Raw genomic sequence first — 15,768 nt, 5'->3', positions numbered from 1 at the left:
GAAGAGACATCGCATCGAGCGTGCAATGTCTCTTTTTTTATAGATTATTGATAGAATTAACTCTATTATTGTTCTATTTTTATGTAAAGTTTAATATAATGTAAAATGCAACAATTTTTCTGATAGTTCTAAAAACATAATCAGTTTTCATAATAACAATCTGACGTTATTATTATTAGTAGCAATACTGCGACATTAGTATTTAAAAGTTGTATTAAAGGAAGTGTTACAATGATTGGACGAAATGACCCATGTCTATGCGGTAGTGGAAAAAAATACAAAAAATGTTGTGAAGGAAAAAATCAGGTAACTTCACAAAACGTTTTCCAGGAAGAAATTGAAAACGTATTACAAACTTTCTATAGTAATTACCCAGAACGAAAAGATATCCGTGAATTTATGGAATTGGTTCGAAATTGGGCACCGAAATTAGAAAAGAAATTACACAAGGAATTAGTGGAAGCCGTTGCTTTAGACGAATATTTCTTCCATCAACGACCTGATATTTGGCAGAACTTTTTAGCAAAAACAGCTAAAAAAGCGCTTCGCCCATCTATGATCGGATTATTGAAATCATGGGAACAGCCGATATTCTTCATCGGAACTGTCGAAGATGTGAAAGATGATTACTTTACAGCTATCTCTGCATTAACTGGCACAACCTATCATATTCAGCGTGAAAGCCACAAATCAATCCCTCTAGGAATGCGTGTGTTCGCCTTTTTATTACCGGATGGTTCAAATAAGGAAAACCACGTATTAGCTGTCTCTACACTAATCTTCTTCCATAAAGAACATGCGATTTCTTTTGAACAGTTTACAGAAGCTTACAAAGCAAGCCGTCTACCTGTTGAGCAATTTACAAAAGAAAACCATTTATTATTATGGGAAGGCCTAGTTGAAAACGGCTATGAAGGAGAAGAGTTTACACCTTTCGAGCAGGAAGTCGTGGAACAGTTAAAAGCATTTATGGCAGAAAAAGCAATCAATAACGAGAGCTTCGTAGCAATGATTGAAGATTACTTAGTTGAAAAACAGCCTACAGCACGTAAGGCTGGTGCTATCGCTGCCGGTGCAGTAAGATTCGGTCAGGATAATGATTTATTCGATCAAAAATTCACTGTAAAAGAAATCGGCGAAAGCTTCAGTGTTTCCCCGTCCTCTTTAAATAAATATTATCAAGAATTAAATGCTTTCTATACTGAAAAGCAACTTGTTAATAGTTAACAAAAGCAAAAGAGCTACTTTCGAGACGTCGAAAGTAGCTTTTTTATTTGCGATGAATTAAATAAGTCAACAAAAAAACAACTTGTAATATAGTAGTTATGCGCTACAAATTACAAGTTGTCTCTCCCTTTTTAGTAATAAAAAGGATTAAAAAATAAAGAAACTTTTCAACGGTAACCACTCCGCTGAAGTCATTTACCTAGAAAAAAATAAATCTGTACCAGAGATTTATACGAGGTAAATAAGAAATACTTAATTATTATATCAAAAAAACATTATTATTCAATAGTAAGATGAATGTACTAAAATTATTATTTTTCGGAAACTTTCATTATTTCTTTACCAAGAAACTGAAGCTGTTCCCCTACTGTACAAGATTCGATGCAGAAACGGTGCGCACCATGTTTTCCGCGTTCTTTGCGAAGGTCCTGAATGACTAGACAATCAGCACAGTACATATCCATTAATTCATCAATATCTTTCATAACATCTACTTTATTCAAGTCATGTACCTCCCGATAATTTGTTTTACTATTGTACGCTATTTTTTTATTTTCTCCAACTTACATGTATTTGTTATACTTAAACGAACAGAACATAAAAGGAGCGAAATTATGTTAGAAGTCTATATAGATGGCGCCAGTGCCGGCAATCCCGGTCCTAGCGGGATTGGGATATTTATAAAAGGTGAAGGACAGCATGTAAAAATCAGTGAACCAATCGGCATTACAAACAATCATCAGGCCGAATTTATTGCCCTTTTACGTGGTTTGGAAGAAGCTCTGAAAATCGGTTCAACGTTTGTTTCTATGCGCTCTGATTCAAAAATTGTCGTAAGCTCAATCGACAAAGCATATGTGAAAAACGAGGAATTCAAACCTTATTTAGAGAAGGCACTCGCTTTAATCGAACAATTTGAACTATTTTTCATAAAATGGATACCCGATAAAGAAAACAAAGCGGCGGATGTTCTTGCTCGTGAAGCGATTTTAAAAAATACTTAGATACTACTCTTCACTGAAAAAACCGGAATAGAGGTAAATATAATTTGTTTTCACATTCCCTATTCGATCAACATTCCAAACCGAAAACTCCTAAAACTAATTGTGGCAAAAAACGATCCATCTATCCCACTTAAGGAACGATGAATCGTTTTTCTTATTGTTCTATTTTATGTTTTTGACGATTGAGCAGCAGCATATACAGTGCAAATACGACAGCTATTATGAATGCCGCGATGTAATACACATATTCATAGCCAAGACTCACCGCTACCATCCCTAGTAAATACGATCCGATAGCAATCCCTATGTCAAACAGCGTAAAATATGTGGCAGTAGCGTACCCGCTGCGCTGAATTGTTGTTGACTGGATACATAGTGACTGGAAACTTGTTGTTAACGTGCCGTACCCTGCACCGATAAAAATAGCCGATAATAGAAAAGGAATTTCCTGATCTGCATTACCAAGAATAATCAGCCCTAATGCAAAAATAAAGAACGACGGAATAATAACAAATTTTGCGCCCATTGTATCGTAGATTTTCCCTGTGAATGGTCGAACCGAAATCATTGCCACCGCGAATACCGCAAAGAAATAGCTGGCAACACTCAGTAAATCCTTCTGTTCCGCATAAAGCGATAAGAAAGATAAAACACTTGCATAAGAAAATGCAATCAAGCTAGCAATTGCGGCAAGCGGCAATGCATTTCGTTCAAATAAATCATTAAATGAAAATTTAAAGCTTCGGTCTGCTATGACTGGATTTGGCAAATCATTTGTTTGAATTGTTAATGCCAGTAAACTTCCTATTGCTACAAATACAGATAAGGCGATAAATAACGCATCAAAACCTGAATATTGGATAATGATAAGCCCAATAAAAGGACCGAATACAACGGCTAAATTTGTGGACATTGCAAAATAGCCCAACCCTGCTCCCTTACGTCTTTTCGGAACAATATCGGCTGCTAAAGAGCCTGATGCTGTCGTTGCAATACTAAACCATATGCCCTGGAAAAAGCGAAGCGCCAGTAAAAGAAGAAATGGTTTAAAAAATAAATATAATACCGTGCACGCAAAGTAAAGTATAAGACTTATAATCAGCAAACGCTTCTTGCCAAAAAGATCTAACAGTTTTCCACTGAAAGGACGGACGATAATCGCCGATATTAAAAATACGGTTACGAGCAGTCCTGATTCGTCATCCGATTTCCCTAATTCACCGATTGCATATAAGGGCAATGTTGTGATTAATCCATAAAACACAAGAAATATCGACATATTCGTAAAGAATAGACTAATAAATCGTTTTGTGAAAATTTTATTTGTTTGTTCTTGAAGCTCCATATATTCTAACCTTCCATCTTTTTTAGTAATTGAATAAGGAGCGCCTGTTCTTCCTCAGATAGATTCTCAGTCAATTTTCGCTCGAACGAAACGACGGATTCTTCAATATAAGGAAATTGTTCCATTGCTTTGGTCGTTAAATCAATCATTTTTTCGCGTTTATCCGCTCCTTGAACCCTTTCCACCCAACCAAGTGTCTCCAGACGAGTAACAGTTCGCGTAACAGTCGGCGCTTCTACATCTAAGTATTTCCATATTGCTGTAAGTGTCATCGGTCCGTTTTGATGCAATAAAAAAAGAACCGTCCATTGTGAGCTGAATAGTCCATGCTGTTTTAAAACATCATTTAACTGTTTTACTAAATAACGATTTTGCTGAAAAAGTATATGAAATAACGGATTCATCGCAATCACTCCTTATTTACCTAACTAAATAATTTACTTTCACTATTTTACGCCTCTTAAAATTCTATGTAAAGTAATTGAGATAAAAACGGCAAAAAAGAAGCATTTAAACTATGTTGCTAGCCTAAATGCCGTCCTTTATTTTCTACTGTGCTCACGAATATTTAACAATGCACCAATCGCACCGGAAAATCCGCAATCCTTCAAGAAAATAGGTTTATGTTTTTTTAATATAGTATAATGTTCAATTACCTTTACTAGCTGTTCATTGTCGATCAGGGTGGATCCAATATAAACGATATGCTCAGTCTCATATTGTACGGCAAGCTGGATACTTAAAGTGGAAATTACTTCTCCGATTAACCCTTGTGTTGTTGCCAGTACATTATTTTGTTCAAAATTACGTTGATCGGTAATGCCGACCTTCCCGAAATTACTTGCTGTTAAATTGCCGTCAATCGGTGTATCCATTCCTTGATAAATATCTTTTACAAGCAAATCAATGCCTTCCCGCTTACCTTTGAAAGCGTTTGCTTTTATTTCGTCAAAATCTGAAATTCCGGTCATAATTGTTGAAAGTCCGATTAAAGTACCTCCACCAACACCTGTACCGCCAACCCTTGCATGTGTATAGCCATCCATATAGTGAATTGATGTACCTGTACCGATATTTGTAATAATACTTTTATCAATTGCGTGGCCTTCCTTCTCCAGCAAATAGCGCACACCTTTTAAAGTTGCTTCAAATTCAACAATATATTCAATCGACATCATTGTCTTTAAGACGTCCAGCAATTGCTCTGTTCGCCCTCCAGTTAAGCCGATTTCTTCAACTTGAGGATGATTTTCCAACCATTCTTTTACTAAATGCATTTCGTTAGATGGAAAGACCGTTAATTTAAGCTCCTGATGTTCATCCAAATAGGCAAGCTTTGTTAACGTACCCCCTGTATCAATTCCAATCCATGCTGACATAAATTAATCTCCTTTATTAACCCACGAGTGTTTCGTACCCCCCTATCATAACGTAATAGGAGTCGGCATTAAAGAAAAAATTCTCCTAAAATTGGAGAATTTATTATACTTGTATTATATTTTTCTCGATTAATGCCCGTTTATAAAACTCTGCAACAAACATATACTCATACTTATTAAGCAAACGCAGAACTCTTGCCTCATATGTATTGGTAGGTTCATCATCCAAATTAAATTTTGCAACAATCTCTTCTTTTTTCAATAAATTTACTAATGTCATTACTTCAGTTTTCGGTAAAGTTACTTGATGTAATTTCAATATTTTTGATATTGAACGTAAGGCCGTTCGTGAAATTAAAATTTTACCGTTCATATTCTCGGAAATTTGCTGCAAGAACTGCTTCGCCTGCGCATTCGGTTCAATCGAGATTTTTTCCAATGTCGTTTTTTCCCCGTCCTCCCCTAGACGTTCAATCATTTGAACAGTAAAAGGAAGCTCATCACGGAAAATATTCATTGATTCAACCGTTATCCGATTATCCTCGATTTTGCAATTTGTTGTAGAAATGACGAGTTCATATGTTGTTTCCAGCATCCGGAAATTTGTCAGTAATAAAATAAAATTATTCGTTTGCTGCTGTTCAATTAGCTTATCTCCATCAACTTTCACAAAGATTGAGAGCAGACTTGCCGCATCGGCTAATGCACGGTGCTGTGTTTCGTTTTCCAGTCCAAGCTGCGCCATTAACCCTCCTAGTGAAGGCTGCTCTTTTAAACCATTGGCAATCATATATTTTTGCTGAAAATCGATCATTGGATATAAGCAATCATTTTTTATGTAATTGCGCGATAGCTCTTCTTCTAACACTTTCCGGTCAAATTCACCAAATGTCAAAAATATATAATCCTGCTTACACCAGCGTTTAAATTTATTAAACGCTTCTTTAAAAGATGGGGCATCAACAAGTTGATCTGTAGTGATACCTGTAAGCTTTTGAATATGAGCATTCAGCTTTTTGAATTTATATGGCTGAATAAGCTGAGTAAACGTTTCTGTCGTACCATCCGGTAACCATTTAACCGCACCAATTTCAATAATATACTGCTTACCGCGTATAAGGGCGGCTTCTATATCTATACTTATATATGTTTTCGTTCGTCCCAAATTTTTCACCTACACCGAATCTATCTAAATTTAACAGGATAAGATATTCCCATTAAAGATTAACCTCTCTCATTGTATATGAAAATATGGGATATGACACGATAATGTTCGTTAATTCCATACAATTCGTGTTAAAAGACTTGAAAAAATGTGAATTTCTTATAAATATTATCAATGCCATTAATTTACCTGCAAATTTTCAATATTTTAATAAACGATCCATGAACTTGGCTTTAAGTTTTTCCCAATCTTCCGAAATGACACTATACATAACAGTATGACGAATTGTTCCTTCTTTTCGAATCATATGATTACGCAAAACTCCTTCTTTCACTGCGCCAATACGTTCAATGGCTTTTTGTGAACGGTCGTTTTCGTGCCCTGTTTTAATTTGAATACGATTTAATTTAAGTACTTCAAAACAATATTGGAACATTAGAAACTTGCAATTTGTATTAATCGCAGAACGCCAAACACTCGGATTATACCAAGTCGCCCCTATCTCCAGCCGTTTATGGGGAAATGAAATATCAAGAAAAGATGTACAGCCTACAATTTTATCTGTTTTTTTATCGATGATCGCAAACATATACGAAATACCTTTTTCACGCTCTTTAATCGCATTTTCGATATAGTTTTGCACCGCTTCTTTTGAAAGCAACGTTACCGACATATGCTCCCAAATCCCCTCATCATTCGCGGCGTCTGTGATTGCTTCGATATCACTTAATTGGACTGGTCTTAATTTGATGATTTCATTTTCTAATAGTATTTCTTCCATATAATTCTCCCTTTTCACTAAATCATATTTCAGCAATTATAAATAGTCGTTCGTCATAATCAAACATTGCATTTTTCTTTACTGAACTTTTAAATAGTTCTGTAACTCTATACGCAGCTTGCTCAATACCTGGAGAGTCTATTGTTGTCGGGTAACTACTCATTAATTGAGCGATAAAATCGTTCTCTAATGTATGATAGGCTTTAAATTGATGAAGCTTTTTTTGTTCATTTAATACTTGAATTGTTAACGTAAAATCCCGCAATATTTCTAGCATTTTCATCGCAAATATTAAATTCCCACGTCGAATTTCAATACGCAGCTTTCTTAAATGATAGGCGAATTCGAACGTTATATCGAACTTTTTTATATATGGCTGATCTTGCTGAAGGAAGTTTTCATTTTCTTCAAGCATTTTTGACTGAACTTCACCATTCCGATCAAATATGAGTTTCCATAAAGATGATTTTACATTCAAGTGAGTGATAGGCAATACAGATATATTCATTTCCAAACCATTTTCAAAGAAAGGTATAAGCAAAAAAACATCATCACTAAACTTTCCTTCTTTTATATATAAGGCACCCATTCTTTGCAGCTCAGCCTTGATTAAATGTTTTGCAATATCTACCTGTTCTGTTGTTGCTATCATTAAATCGATATCGGAATACTGATCAATATAACCAATTGTCCCAGAACCCAATTGGATAATTCCCTCTACACCTTCTAACGCTTGAACCTTAGTTATCGTATATTGAAAATAATCTTCTCTTTCATTTATTGTGTACATGCAGCACGACTCCTATTTCAGTTTTGTATAGAATGAACTTGAGATAGATTCCGCACAAATTCCGTGAACTTTTCTTCTTCTTCAATAACCGGGTGGTGATTACTTTCAGCAAAGGTCGTCAATGTGGCATTTGCCAATAAATCCGCTGCTTCCACTGCAAATTCATATGGACATTGCGCATCGTATAAACCGCCATATATATAAGCTTTCGTTTTGATACTTGGTAATTGCGGTCGCAAATCGAAGTCTGGCAGCTCCTTATATGAAAAATAATCCAATCTTTTCGAAACGGTTTTCCCGCTGCTCGGACGGCTTATCATATTGTCATAGCTTTGTTCTTTATATAACGACATAAGTGCCCATTCTTTAGAGCCCGATTTTCTTTGCTCGATTGTTGATGATGGATTGCCCAGCATCGCTAAAATCTCAAGAATTCTTTTATTGTTCGGGTTTTCCTTGCAGTAAATACTCGCTGGATGATGCATGTATTCTGCAGAAGCACAAAGACCGCCCGCTACAATAAATTCCACACTTGCCGGGTGTAAAATTGCATAGTTTAATGCTAGCATCCCCCCTGTTGAATGTCCTGCAAACCCCCATGCAACATAACCCAATGCTGCACGGGTTGCCTCCAGATCCTCTACGCTATCCTGCATACCATAACCAAAGACAGACACATCATCCGTTGATTTTCCACAGCCACGCAAATTCACTAAATGTACTTTATAATACGGAGTAAACATTTCCGCAAACCGATTTCCATTTTCGTTAAATTCACTGTATAAATGCGTCACACAGAGCGGTTTCCCCTCGCCTTTTGTAAAGATTTCAAAAATTCCACGCTTAGTTTCAATTAGCTGCTGTTCCCACATAGTCCCACCCCCTATTTTTCCAATATTCTAATAAATTTTCGCACAGTTAATGAAGGGATACAATGGCGATTCAATATTTTAACTATTCTTCTTTAGTAATATTGATAAATTACTTTGAAAAACACTAATTGGAAGGTTTTTATAATACATTGGAAGAATTATTAAATAGTAAGAAATAAACTGTTATAAAGAAAAGGGTTGAACTAATTGTCATTACATTATCAAGAATACGGTAATAAAAGTGCTTCTCTCATAATTTTTTTACACGGCGGCGGAGTAAGCAATTGGATGTGGGAGAGACAAATTCAATATTTTACTCATTATCATTGCATAGTTCCAAACCTGCCTGAACATGGGTTAAACAATAATGAAATTCACTTTTCTATAAAAAGAAGTGCAGAAGATATAATTAAATTAATTGAAGCAAAAGCCGGTGGTAAGAAAATAATTCTAATTGGTTTTTCTTTAGGTGCACAAGTAATTATCAAATTATTAAGCTTAAAACCAGAATTAGTTGATGTTGCAATTATAAATAGCGCTGCTGTCAGACCCCTTTCTCATATTAAAAAATTAATAAAACCTGTCCTTAGATTAACGTTTCCATTAATAAAGAAGAAATCGTTTTCTAAACTTCAAGCAAAGTCAATGTATATAAGTAAAGACAATTTTGAGAAATATTATGAAGAAAGTTGTCAAATAAATTTAGACACCCTTGCTAGAGTACTTGAAGAAAACATGTCCTTTACAATACCTGAAGACTTTAGAAAGGCATCCGCAAAAATATTGGTTACAGTAGGTGAAAAGGAAAAGGCTATTATGAAAAAATCTGCAAAAGATATTGTAAAAGCCAATTCAAATTGTAGTGGTGTTATTTTACCTGAAGTCGGACATGGTATATCTTTAGCAATGCCAGATTTCTTTAATCACATGGTTGAATTATGGATCAATGAAGGTAAACTTCTAAAAGAATGTAAAGTTATTACTTAAAATTATGAATTTGCATCGACCATAAACAAACAAAAGGACTTCCTTTGCGAATCCTTTTGTTTTGAATAATAGTCTCCAACTAGCCTTTATCTAATTACATACTTTCCGGTGATTGGATTCCTAGTAACTTCAATCCATCCTTTAATACGGTTGCTACTGCAAAACATAACTGCAAACGGTTTTCCCGCAGCCCATCTTCTAATAATATCTTTGTATTTGCATAATATTTGTTAAACATCCGTGCTAATTGCAATACATATTTAGCAATTAAAGAAGGATCCACTTGTTCGAAACTATCTGTAATCACTTGTGGATATTGTTGTAACAGTTGAATCACTGCCCAAGCCGAATCTTCTAATTCTTTTACGGGTATTTCCTTGTCAGCTTTAAATTTTGCTTTTTCTAAAATTGAATGGATACGGGCATGAGTGTATTGTACATAGGGACCTGTTTCGCCTTCAAAATTCAACATTTGAGGTAATGAAAATTCAATATCATTTAAGCGGAAGTTTTTTAAATCATTAAATATTACCGCGCCAATTCCTACTTGTTCAGCAACATTTTGTTTATTATTTAAGGTGGGATTTTTTTCCTCAATATTTCTGGATGCTGTTTCCACTGCTTCTTTTAATACATCCTTCAATAAAATGACTCTACCTTTACGTGTCGACATCTTTTTTCCGTCATTCAACATCATTCCAAATGATACATGTTTCAGATTTTCCGACCAAGAATAACCCATTTTCGAAATAACTTGAAACACTTGTTTAAAATGGAGTGTTTGTTCATTCCCTACTACATAGAAAACTTGGGATGGTTCATAATGCACCTTTCTATAAAAAGCTGCGGCTAAATCACGGGTCGCATATAATGTTGCACCGTCCTGTTTTGTTATTAAACAAGGTGGCATGTCTTCAAGCTCAACAACGTTTGCGCCATCCGACTCTGTAAGTAATTGTTTCTTATTTAATTCATCAACAACATACTGCATTTTGTCATTATAAAAGGCTTCCCCCTCATACGTATCAAACTCAATATGAAGCCGATCATAAATCTGCTTAAATTCTAGTAAAGAGGCACCTTTAAACCAAGTCCATAATTCCATTGATTGCGGATCATTGTCCTCAAGCGCTTTAAAAGCTGATCTTGCTTCCTCATTTAGTTTTTCATTTAATTCTGCTTCTACATGAAACTTCACGTATAGCTTTAAAAGCTCTTCAATAGGTGCTTGTTCAATAAGTTCTTTTTCTCCCCATATTCGGAATGCGACAATCAATTTACCAAATTGGGTACCCCAGTCGCCTAGATGATTTATCCGGACGACACTGTATCCGTTTTTTTCTGCAATATTTGCAAGAGCATTGCCAATAACAGTGGACCGAAGATGTCCCATGGAGAAGGGCTTTGCAATATTCGGTGATGAATAATCGATTACTATGTTCTTTTGCTGTGTTTCTTGTTGTCCGTATGACTCTGGAGCTATCATTATTTGGGTAATGACGTCCCTCGTCACTTGCAGCTTATTTAGAAATATATTTATATAGCCTCCAACAACTTGTACTTCCTGTATAAGCTCACTTTTAATCCTTTCGCAAATTTCCTTAGCGATAACGTTCGGTGATTTCTTTAATGTTTTAGCAAGCCTAAAGCATGGAAAAGCTACATCCCCTAAATGCTGATACTTTGGCTTTTCCAGTAGTTGTTCAATTTCATCTTTTGTTATTATTTTTTGTGGCAAAGCCTCTTGAATAATTGACGCAATTTTTTTATACATGTTATCCCCTCCCAATATAAAAAGCCCCCGTCTCCAAAAATAGAGACGAGAGCTTCGAATTCCCGTGGTACCACTCTAGTTGCCACAAATTGTGACCACTTTCCATTTTTAACGAGGTGACTCCCCGGCAGATCCTACTTATGTTCAGACCGCTTCTCCAAAGTGCGCTTCATTTACATATTTTGCACCAGGCTCACACCAATCCCCAGCTCGCTTTCCAAAACACCTGTAAATTACTGTCTTTTTCATCGAATTTAAATTTACTGAATTATATCTATTAAAGATAATTATTGTCAATATAATTGTATGCAAATTTAATAAATAAATAACTGTGTTTATTAGATAATCTAAGATGGTTATTAGAAAATAGCGACTATATTTAAGAAAATCACCGGAAATAAATGCAGAATACTCAGTCATCCCCTTACTAAGGGAGCTTTCAAAGAACTCGAATTGCCTTTATTAGAAAAATTGGTACGCTTATTAGAAAATGCTTTTGACATATTAGAACAACCGGACACTTTATTAGCAGACTTCGACCATTTATTCGAACAATTGGCAAACGTATTAGAAGAAGAGGATTTTATTAGAACTATTTTAAATATATTGGAACAATCCGATAGTTTATTAGAAAATTACTCCACACTAAGCGGAAAATAAAAAAACTACTGAAATTATCGTCTCAGTAGTTTTAGTTCAGTAAGCCTTTAGCAGCGGCATAACTTACAATTATTCATTTCCCTTAGTTTCAGGGATGTTTGAGAAAAATTTGCGTCCAATATAAGTTTGGACAATTAAGAATAACCCTCCGACTGCCCAGTACAGTGGGAGTGCAGCCATCGAAGACAATGAAATAATGACAATCATAATCGGTGATACGTAAATCATCAGTTTCATTTGTTTCTTCTGAGCTTCTGGTACGGTTTGAAGCGATACTTTCGCTTGTACGAAATAAACGACACCTGCGATTGCAGTCATCCAAATATCTGTAGAGCCAAGGTCAAACCATAGGAATGAATGTGTTTTAATTTCAGCCGAATATAAAATCGCATAATATAAGCCCATAATAATCGGCATTTGTATAAGCGCTGGCAGGCAGCCCATATTTAACGGATTAATATTATGTTCTTTGTAGAGCGACATCATTTCCTGCTGAACTGTCATTCTTTCTTCCGGAGTTTTTGCTGCTTTTAAACGTGTCTGGATATCCTCCATTTGTGGACGGACGAAATCCATTTTCACTTTCATTGTAGCTTGACTGCGGTAAGTTTTAAGCATAAACGGCATTAGTACGAGACGAATAATTAAAATAATAGCAATGATAGCCAAACCATAGCTGCCGTTAAACAATTCACCAAATGTGTTTAACGTCCAATCCATCGGACGTACAAATGTTGAATAGAAGAAGCCTTCTTTGTTTTCAACACTTTCACAGCCTGCCAGTAAAAGTGGAACTGTTAGAAGGAAAACACCAAGTTTTAAGTTTTTCATAGTTCACCTGCTCAACAATCTTGTAATTCGTCTATATCTTAAATTATTTTTCAAAAAAAGAACAGTAATTACTCTTACAAATGTTAAGTTTTTTTAATATGAACGTAATAAAAATTAATATTATTTATATTTCTAAATCTACTTTCCTACTTTTAGGAATTCACGGATACATTTTTTCCCACATCCTTCCCTATGATTTCTTTAACAGGCTCCCCAATACCTCATCATTATGTGTTCCTGCTTTTACCCCGATTGTCCCATAAGATGCCTTGAAAAGATTGGACTTAATCGGACATGCGATCTGTTTTTGTATAGTTCCATCGGGCTTTGCTATTTCCACAAACATATTACGTTCTACGAAAAGTGGATGTGCAACCGTTTCTTCAAAGCTCAATACCGGCTCCACACAACCATCTACTACAGAGAAAATAGTTTGCCATTCTTCCAATGTCTTCTGCAGAAAAACATTTTGCAATTGTTCTCTCAGCTTTGCAATATCCTCTCGTTTATTACTCATTGCTAATGGAAGTAAATCCGGAGAACCGATTGCCTGACATAACTGCTTTCTGAATTTCGGTTCTAGACTGCCGACAGAAAGGTACCGACCGTCCAACGTCTCATAATAACCATATAATGATCCGCCGTTTAAGATCAGCTCTTCACGAGCAAGCGGTTTTCCTTCTGCTAAATGATCCTGGGCAAATAAGGCGTTTAACGTTAAAGCACAATCCGTCATACTAATATCCAGATGTTGCCCTAATCCTGTTTTTTCACGATAAATGACTGCCGATAAAATACCGATTACCGCATGCATTGATCCTCCCGCCAAGTCAGCCACCTGAAAACCTATATTAGCCGGACCACTTTCTTTTGTGCCTGAATAACCTTGCAGCCCTGACAAGGCAACATAGTTAATATCATGCCCTCCGCGTTCACAGTAAGGACCTGTTTGACCGTATCCAGTAATGGAACAGTAAATTAAACCCGGATTGATAGCTTTCAATGTCTCATAATCGAGACCAAGACGCGCCATCACGCCAGGGCGGAACTGTTCAACAACAATATCGTATTCCTGTTCCTTTAAAAGCTCCTTTAGAGATGAGACAACTTCCGGAGATTTTAAATCGACAGCAAGCGATTTTTTAGAACGCTGCAAATACTCGTCCGGTCCCCATTGCTTGCCTTCTTCTACCGGTTTTGTGACATGTACCACTTCCGCTCCGAGATCCGCCAGCATCATCGTCGCAAACGGACCTGGCAATAATGTGGAGAAATCCAATACTTTTAATCCTTTTAACAACATACCTTCTTCATCCTTCCATAATAAATTAAGGCCATATTGAAAGCTGAACTTTCAATACGGCCCCCAAAAGTCCTATTTATTGATTTGTAACTGGCTTAAAAAATTCGGAGGGCGTTTTTCAAAGAACGCGCGAATGCCTTCATTTACTTCCCCTGTAGTAAATGTTTTCGCAAAGGCTTCCCGTTCAACTAATAATCCTTGTTCTAAAGGCAATTCTTCTGCAGCCAAAATACTCCCTTTAATGAGCCCGATCGCTCCTACCGCACTTTGAGCAAGCTTATTTGCGAATATAATTGTTTTTTCTTCCAACTCTTCCGGAGCTACCGCTTCTGTAATTAAGCCGATTGCTGCAGCTTCTTCCGCTTTTAAACGTTTGCTTAAATACATTAATTCGCGTGCTTTTGCTCCGCCTACTAATCTTGTCATACGCTGTGTACCACCAGCACCGGGCAATAAGCCCAATGATGCTTCCGTTAAACCAATTGTGCCGGCACCCATAATACGGAAATCGCATGCAAGTACGAATTCACAACCGCCGCCTAATGCATGACCATTAATTGCGGCAATAGTTGGTACTCTTAATGCTTCCAGCCGATTGAAAATATCCTGCACATGTTTTGAACTTTCAGCAAAGTCCACGTTTTCATCAGAGCTGCCCATTGCCCCCAGGTCAGCACCTGCTATGAAGATTTTCGGATTTGCAGATTTGAACACAATAGCCCGGATTGCCGGAGTTTTCTCGACTTCTTCAATCAGTTGCAGTAAGTCCTGTTGAATTCCCGCATTTAATGTATTGGCTGGCGGATTATTAATTGTTACGATGTGGACACCGTAATCTAACTTCTCTATCGTCATTGTTTCAAGGTTCATCCGTTATCCTCCTTATCTTGGAGCCATGCGAATCGCACCATCGAGTCGAATCGTTTCACCGTTTAACATAGGATTTTCAAAAATGGCCTTTACTAAATGTGCATATTCATCCGCTTCACCTAAACGGGATGGGAACGGAATTTGTTTTCCTAACGCTTCCTTAACCGCTTGAGGTGCACTATTCATTAAGGGCGTATCGAAAATTCCCGGTGCAATCGTCATAACCCGGATGCCATAGCTTGCCAGATCCCTTGCGATTGGCAATGTCATCCCTACAATTCCACTTTTAGAAGCAGAATAGGCAGCCTGGCCGATTTGCCCATCGAATGCCGCTACAGAAGCTGTATTCACAATAACCCCCCGTTCCCCGTGTTCATTAGGTTCATTTTTCATCATGGCAGCTGCCGCTAAACGGATGACATTAAATGTACCGACTAAATTAACTTGTATAATAAAGTTAAATTCATCTAATGGAAATATACCTTTTCTGCCTACTACACGTGTCGAAGTACCAAGACCGGCACAGTTTACAACACCTTGAATTGAACCGTACTTATCTACGGCACCGTTAATCGCTGCCTGTACGTCTTCTTCCTTCACTACATTCGTTTTAAAAAATAGGCCATTTATTTCATCAGCCACCGCTTGGCCCTTTTTTTCATTTAAGTCCAATATAATCGGATAGCCTCCAGCAGCTGCAATTTTCCGTGCTGTCGCTTCACCTAAACCTGATCCTCCACCCGTAACGATGATTGCCTTTTGGTCAAAATTCATTATTAA

General features: G+C 36.6%; 16 protein-coding genes and 1 other annotated feature. Of the genes, 3 read left to right on the top strand and 13 right to left on the bottom strand.

What is annotated here, in order from left to right; genetic code table 11:
- The first annotated feature begins 231 nt into the window (after positions 1-231).
- Positions 232-1,227: a YecA family protein gene (locus ABS917_RS15520; RefSeq protein WP_350479852.1), complete on the top strand. Its 996-nt coding sequence runs from the start codon at positions 232-234 to the stop codon at positions 1,225-1,227.
- A 311-nt stretch (positions 1,228-1,538) separates the two neighbouring features.
- On the opposite strand, the gene ABS917_RS15515 is transcribed toward ABS917_RS15520, so the two are convergent.
- Positions 1,539-1,730, bottom strand: a complete 192-nt coding sequence (locus tag ABS917_RS15515; RefSeq protein ID WP_008404740.1) for a zinc-finger domain-containing protein — start codon at positions 1,728-1,730, stop codon at positions 1,539-1,541.
- A 111-nt stretch (positions 1,731-1,841) separates the two neighbouring features.
- On the opposite strand from ABS917_RS15515, the gene ABS917_RS15510 reads away from it, so the two are divergent.
- Positions 1,842-2,231: a reverse transcriptase-like protein gene (locus ABS917_RS15510; RefSeq protein WP_350479851.1), complete on the top strand. Its 390-nt coding sequence runs from the start codon at positions 1,842-1,844 to the stop codon at positions 2,229-2,231.
- A 154-nt stretch (positions 2,232-2,385) separates the two neighbouring features.
- On the opposite strand, the gene ABS917_RS15505 is transcribed toward ABS917_RS15510, so the two are convergent.
- The 7 genes from ABS917_RS15505 to ABS917_RS15475 form a co-directional block, all read right to left on the bottom strand.
- Complete coding sequence (locus ABS917_RS15505; protein ID WP_350479850.1) at positions 2,386-3,576, bottom strand: MFS transporter; 1,191 nt, start codon at positions 3,574-3,576, stop codon at positions 2,386-2,388.
- A 5-nt stretch (positions 3,577-3,581) separates the two neighbouring features.
- The gene (locus tag ABS917_RS15500; RefSeq protein ID WP_350479849.1) at positions 3,582-3,980 is read right to left on the bottom strand and encodes a MarR family winged helix-turn-helix transcriptional regulator; all 399 of its coding nucleotides are present in this window, start codon (positions 3,978-3,980) and stop codon (positions 3,582-3,584) included.
- Between the two features lie 138 nt (positions 3,981-4,118).
- On the bottom strand, positions 4,119-4,955 hold the full coding sequence (gene coaW, locus ABS917_RS15495) for a type II pantothenate kinase (protein ID WP_350479848.1): 837 nt from the start codon (positions 4,953-4,955) through the stop codon (positions 4,119-4,121).
- A gap of 103 nt (positions 4,956-5,058) precedes the next feature.
- Positions 5,059-6,129: a 3'-5' exonuclease gene (locus ABS917_RS15490; protein WP_350479847.1), complete on the bottom strand. Its 1,071-nt coding sequence runs from the start codon at positions 6,127-6,129 to the stop codon at positions 5,059-5,061.
- A gap of 190 nt (positions 6,130-6,319) precedes the next feature.
- The gene (locus tag ABS917_RS15485; RefSeq protein ID WP_350479846.1) at positions 6,320-6,901 is read right to left on the bottom strand and encodes a GNAT family N-acetyltransferase; all 582 of its coding nucleotides are present in this window, start codon (positions 6,899-6,901) and stop codon (positions 6,320-6,322) included.
- Between the two features lie 22 nt (positions 6,902-6,923).
- Positions 6,924-7,691, bottom strand: a complete 768-nt coding sequence (locus tag ABS917_RS15480) for a hypothetical protein (RefSeq protein WP_350479845.1) — start codon at positions 7,689-7,691, stop codon at positions 6,924-6,926.
- Between the two features lie 17 nt (positions 7,692-7,708).
- Positions 7,709-8,563: an alpha/beta fold hydrolase gene (locus ABS917_RS15475; protein WP_350479844.1), complete on the bottom strand. Its 855-nt coding sequence runs from the start codon at positions 8,561-8,563 to the stop codon at positions 7,709-7,711.
- Between the two features lie 207 nt (positions 8,564-8,770).
- Between ABS917_RS15475 and ABS917_RS15470 the strand changes: the two genes are divergently transcribed.
- Positions 8,771-9,550, top strand: coding sequence for an alpha/beta fold hydrolase (locus ABS917_RS15470; protein ID WP_350479843.1), 780 nt, complete (start codon positions 8,771-8,773; stop codon positions 9,548-9,550).
- A gap of 94 nt (positions 9,551-9,644) precedes the next feature.
- On the opposite strand, the gene argS is transcribed toward ABS917_RS15470, so the two are convergent.
- The 5 genes from argS to ABS917_RS15445 all read right to left on the bottom strand — a co-directional run bounded on the left by argS (position 9,645) and on the right by ABS917_RS15445 (position 15,762).
- Complete coding sequence (argS, locus tag ABS917_RS15465) at positions 9,645-11,324, bottom strand: arginine--tRNA ligase (RefSeq protein ID WP_350479842.1); 1,680 nt, start codon at positions 11,322-11,324, stop codon at positions 9,645-9,647.
- 38 nt (positions 11,325-11,362) lie between these two features.
- Positions 11,363-11,582 (bottom strand) — a binding site (T-box leader).
- A gap of 471 nt (positions 11,583-12,053) precedes the next feature.
- Positions 12,054-12,815, bottom strand: a complete 762-nt coding sequence (gene yidC, locus ABS917_RS15460; protein WP_350479841.1) for a membrane protein insertase YidC — start codon at positions 12,813-12,815, stop codon at positions 12,054-12,056.
- A gap of 190 nt (positions 12,816-13,005) precedes the next feature.
- Entirely contained in the window at positions 13,006-14,118 is a 1,113-nt protein-coding gene (locus tag ABS917_RS15455; protein ID WP_350479840.1) for a CaiB/BaiF CoA transferase family protein, read from the bottom strand.
- A gap of 72 nt (positions 14,119-14,190) precedes the next feature.
- Positions 14,191-14,988, bottom strand: a complete 798-nt coding sequence (locus tag ABS917_RS15450; protein ID WP_350479839.1) for an enoyl-CoA hydratase/isomerase family protein — start codon at positions 14,986-14,988, stop codon at positions 14,191-14,193.
- A gap of 12 nt (positions 14,989-15,000) precedes the next feature.
- Complete coding sequence (locus ABS917_RS15445) at positions 15,001-15,762, bottom strand: 3-hydroxyacyl-CoA dehydrogenase (RefSeq protein ID WP_350479838.1); 762 nt, start codon at positions 15,760-15,762, stop codon at positions 15,001-15,003.
- Between the last annotated feature and the right edge of the window lie 6 nt (positions 15,763-15,768).

It is taken from the genome of Solibacillus sp. (genome assembly GCF_040273735.1).
In the GTDB taxonomy this organism is placed as follows: Bacteria; Bacillota; Bacilli; order Bacillales_A; family Planococcaceae; genus Solibacillus.
The sequence above is the reverse complement of the archived record's forward strand: the minus strand, read 5'-3'. Positions and strand labels throughout refer to the sequence as shown.

Bases quoted from the DNA above. Each gene is read 5' to 3' on its own strand.
- ABS917_RS15455 (WP_350479840.1), bottom strand. From the start codon at position 14,118: ATGTTGTTAAAAGGATTAAAAGTATTGGATTTCTCCACATTATTGCCA.
- ABS917_RS15520 (WP_350479852.1), top strand. From the start codon at position 232: ATGATTGGACGAAATGACCCATGTCTATGCGGTAGTGGAAAAAAATAC.
- argS (WP_350479842.1), bottom strand. From the start codon at position 11,324: ATGTATAAAAAAATTGCGTCAATTATTCAAGAGGCTTTGCCACAAAAA.
- yidC (WP_350479841.1), bottom strand. From the start codon at position 12,815: ATGAAAAACTTAAAACTTGGTGTTTTCCTTCTAACAGTTCCACTTTTA.
- ABS917_RS15505 (WP_350479850.1), bottom strand. From the start codon at position 3,576: ATGGAGCTTCAAGAACAAACAAATAAAATTTTCACAAAACGATTTATT.
- ABS917_RS15500 (WP_350479849.1), bottom strand. From the start codon at position 3,980: ATGAATCCGTTATTTCATATACTTTTTCAGCAAAATCGTTATTTAGTA.
- coaW (WP_350479848.1), bottom strand. From the start codon at position 4,955: ATGTCAGCATGGATTGGAATTGATACAGGGGGTACGTTAACAAAGCTT.
- ABS917_RS15475 (WP_350479844.1), bottom strand. From the start codon at position 8,563: ATGTGGGAACAGCAGCTAATTGAAACTAAGCGTGGAATTTTTGAAATC.
- ABS917_RS15480 (WP_350479845.1), bottom strand. From the start codon at position 7,691: ATGTACACAATAAATGAAAGAGAAGATTATTTTCAATATACGATAACT.
- ABS917_RS15510 (WP_350479851.1), top strand. From the start codon at position 1,842: ATGTTAGAAGTCTATATAGATGGCGCCAGTGCCGGCAATCCCGGTCCT.
- ABS917_RS15445 (WP_350479838.1), bottom strand. From the start codon at position 15,762: ATGAATTTTGACCAAAAGGCAATCATCGTTACGGGTGGAGGATCAGGT.
- ABS917_RS15450 (WP_350479839.1), bottom strand. From the start codon at position 14,988: ATGAACCTTGAAACAATGACGATAGAGAAGTTAGATTACGGTGTCCAC.
- ABS917_RS15485 (WP_350479846.1), bottom strand. From the start codon at position 6,901: ATGGAAGAAATACTATTAGAAAATGAAATCATCAAATTAAGACCAGTC.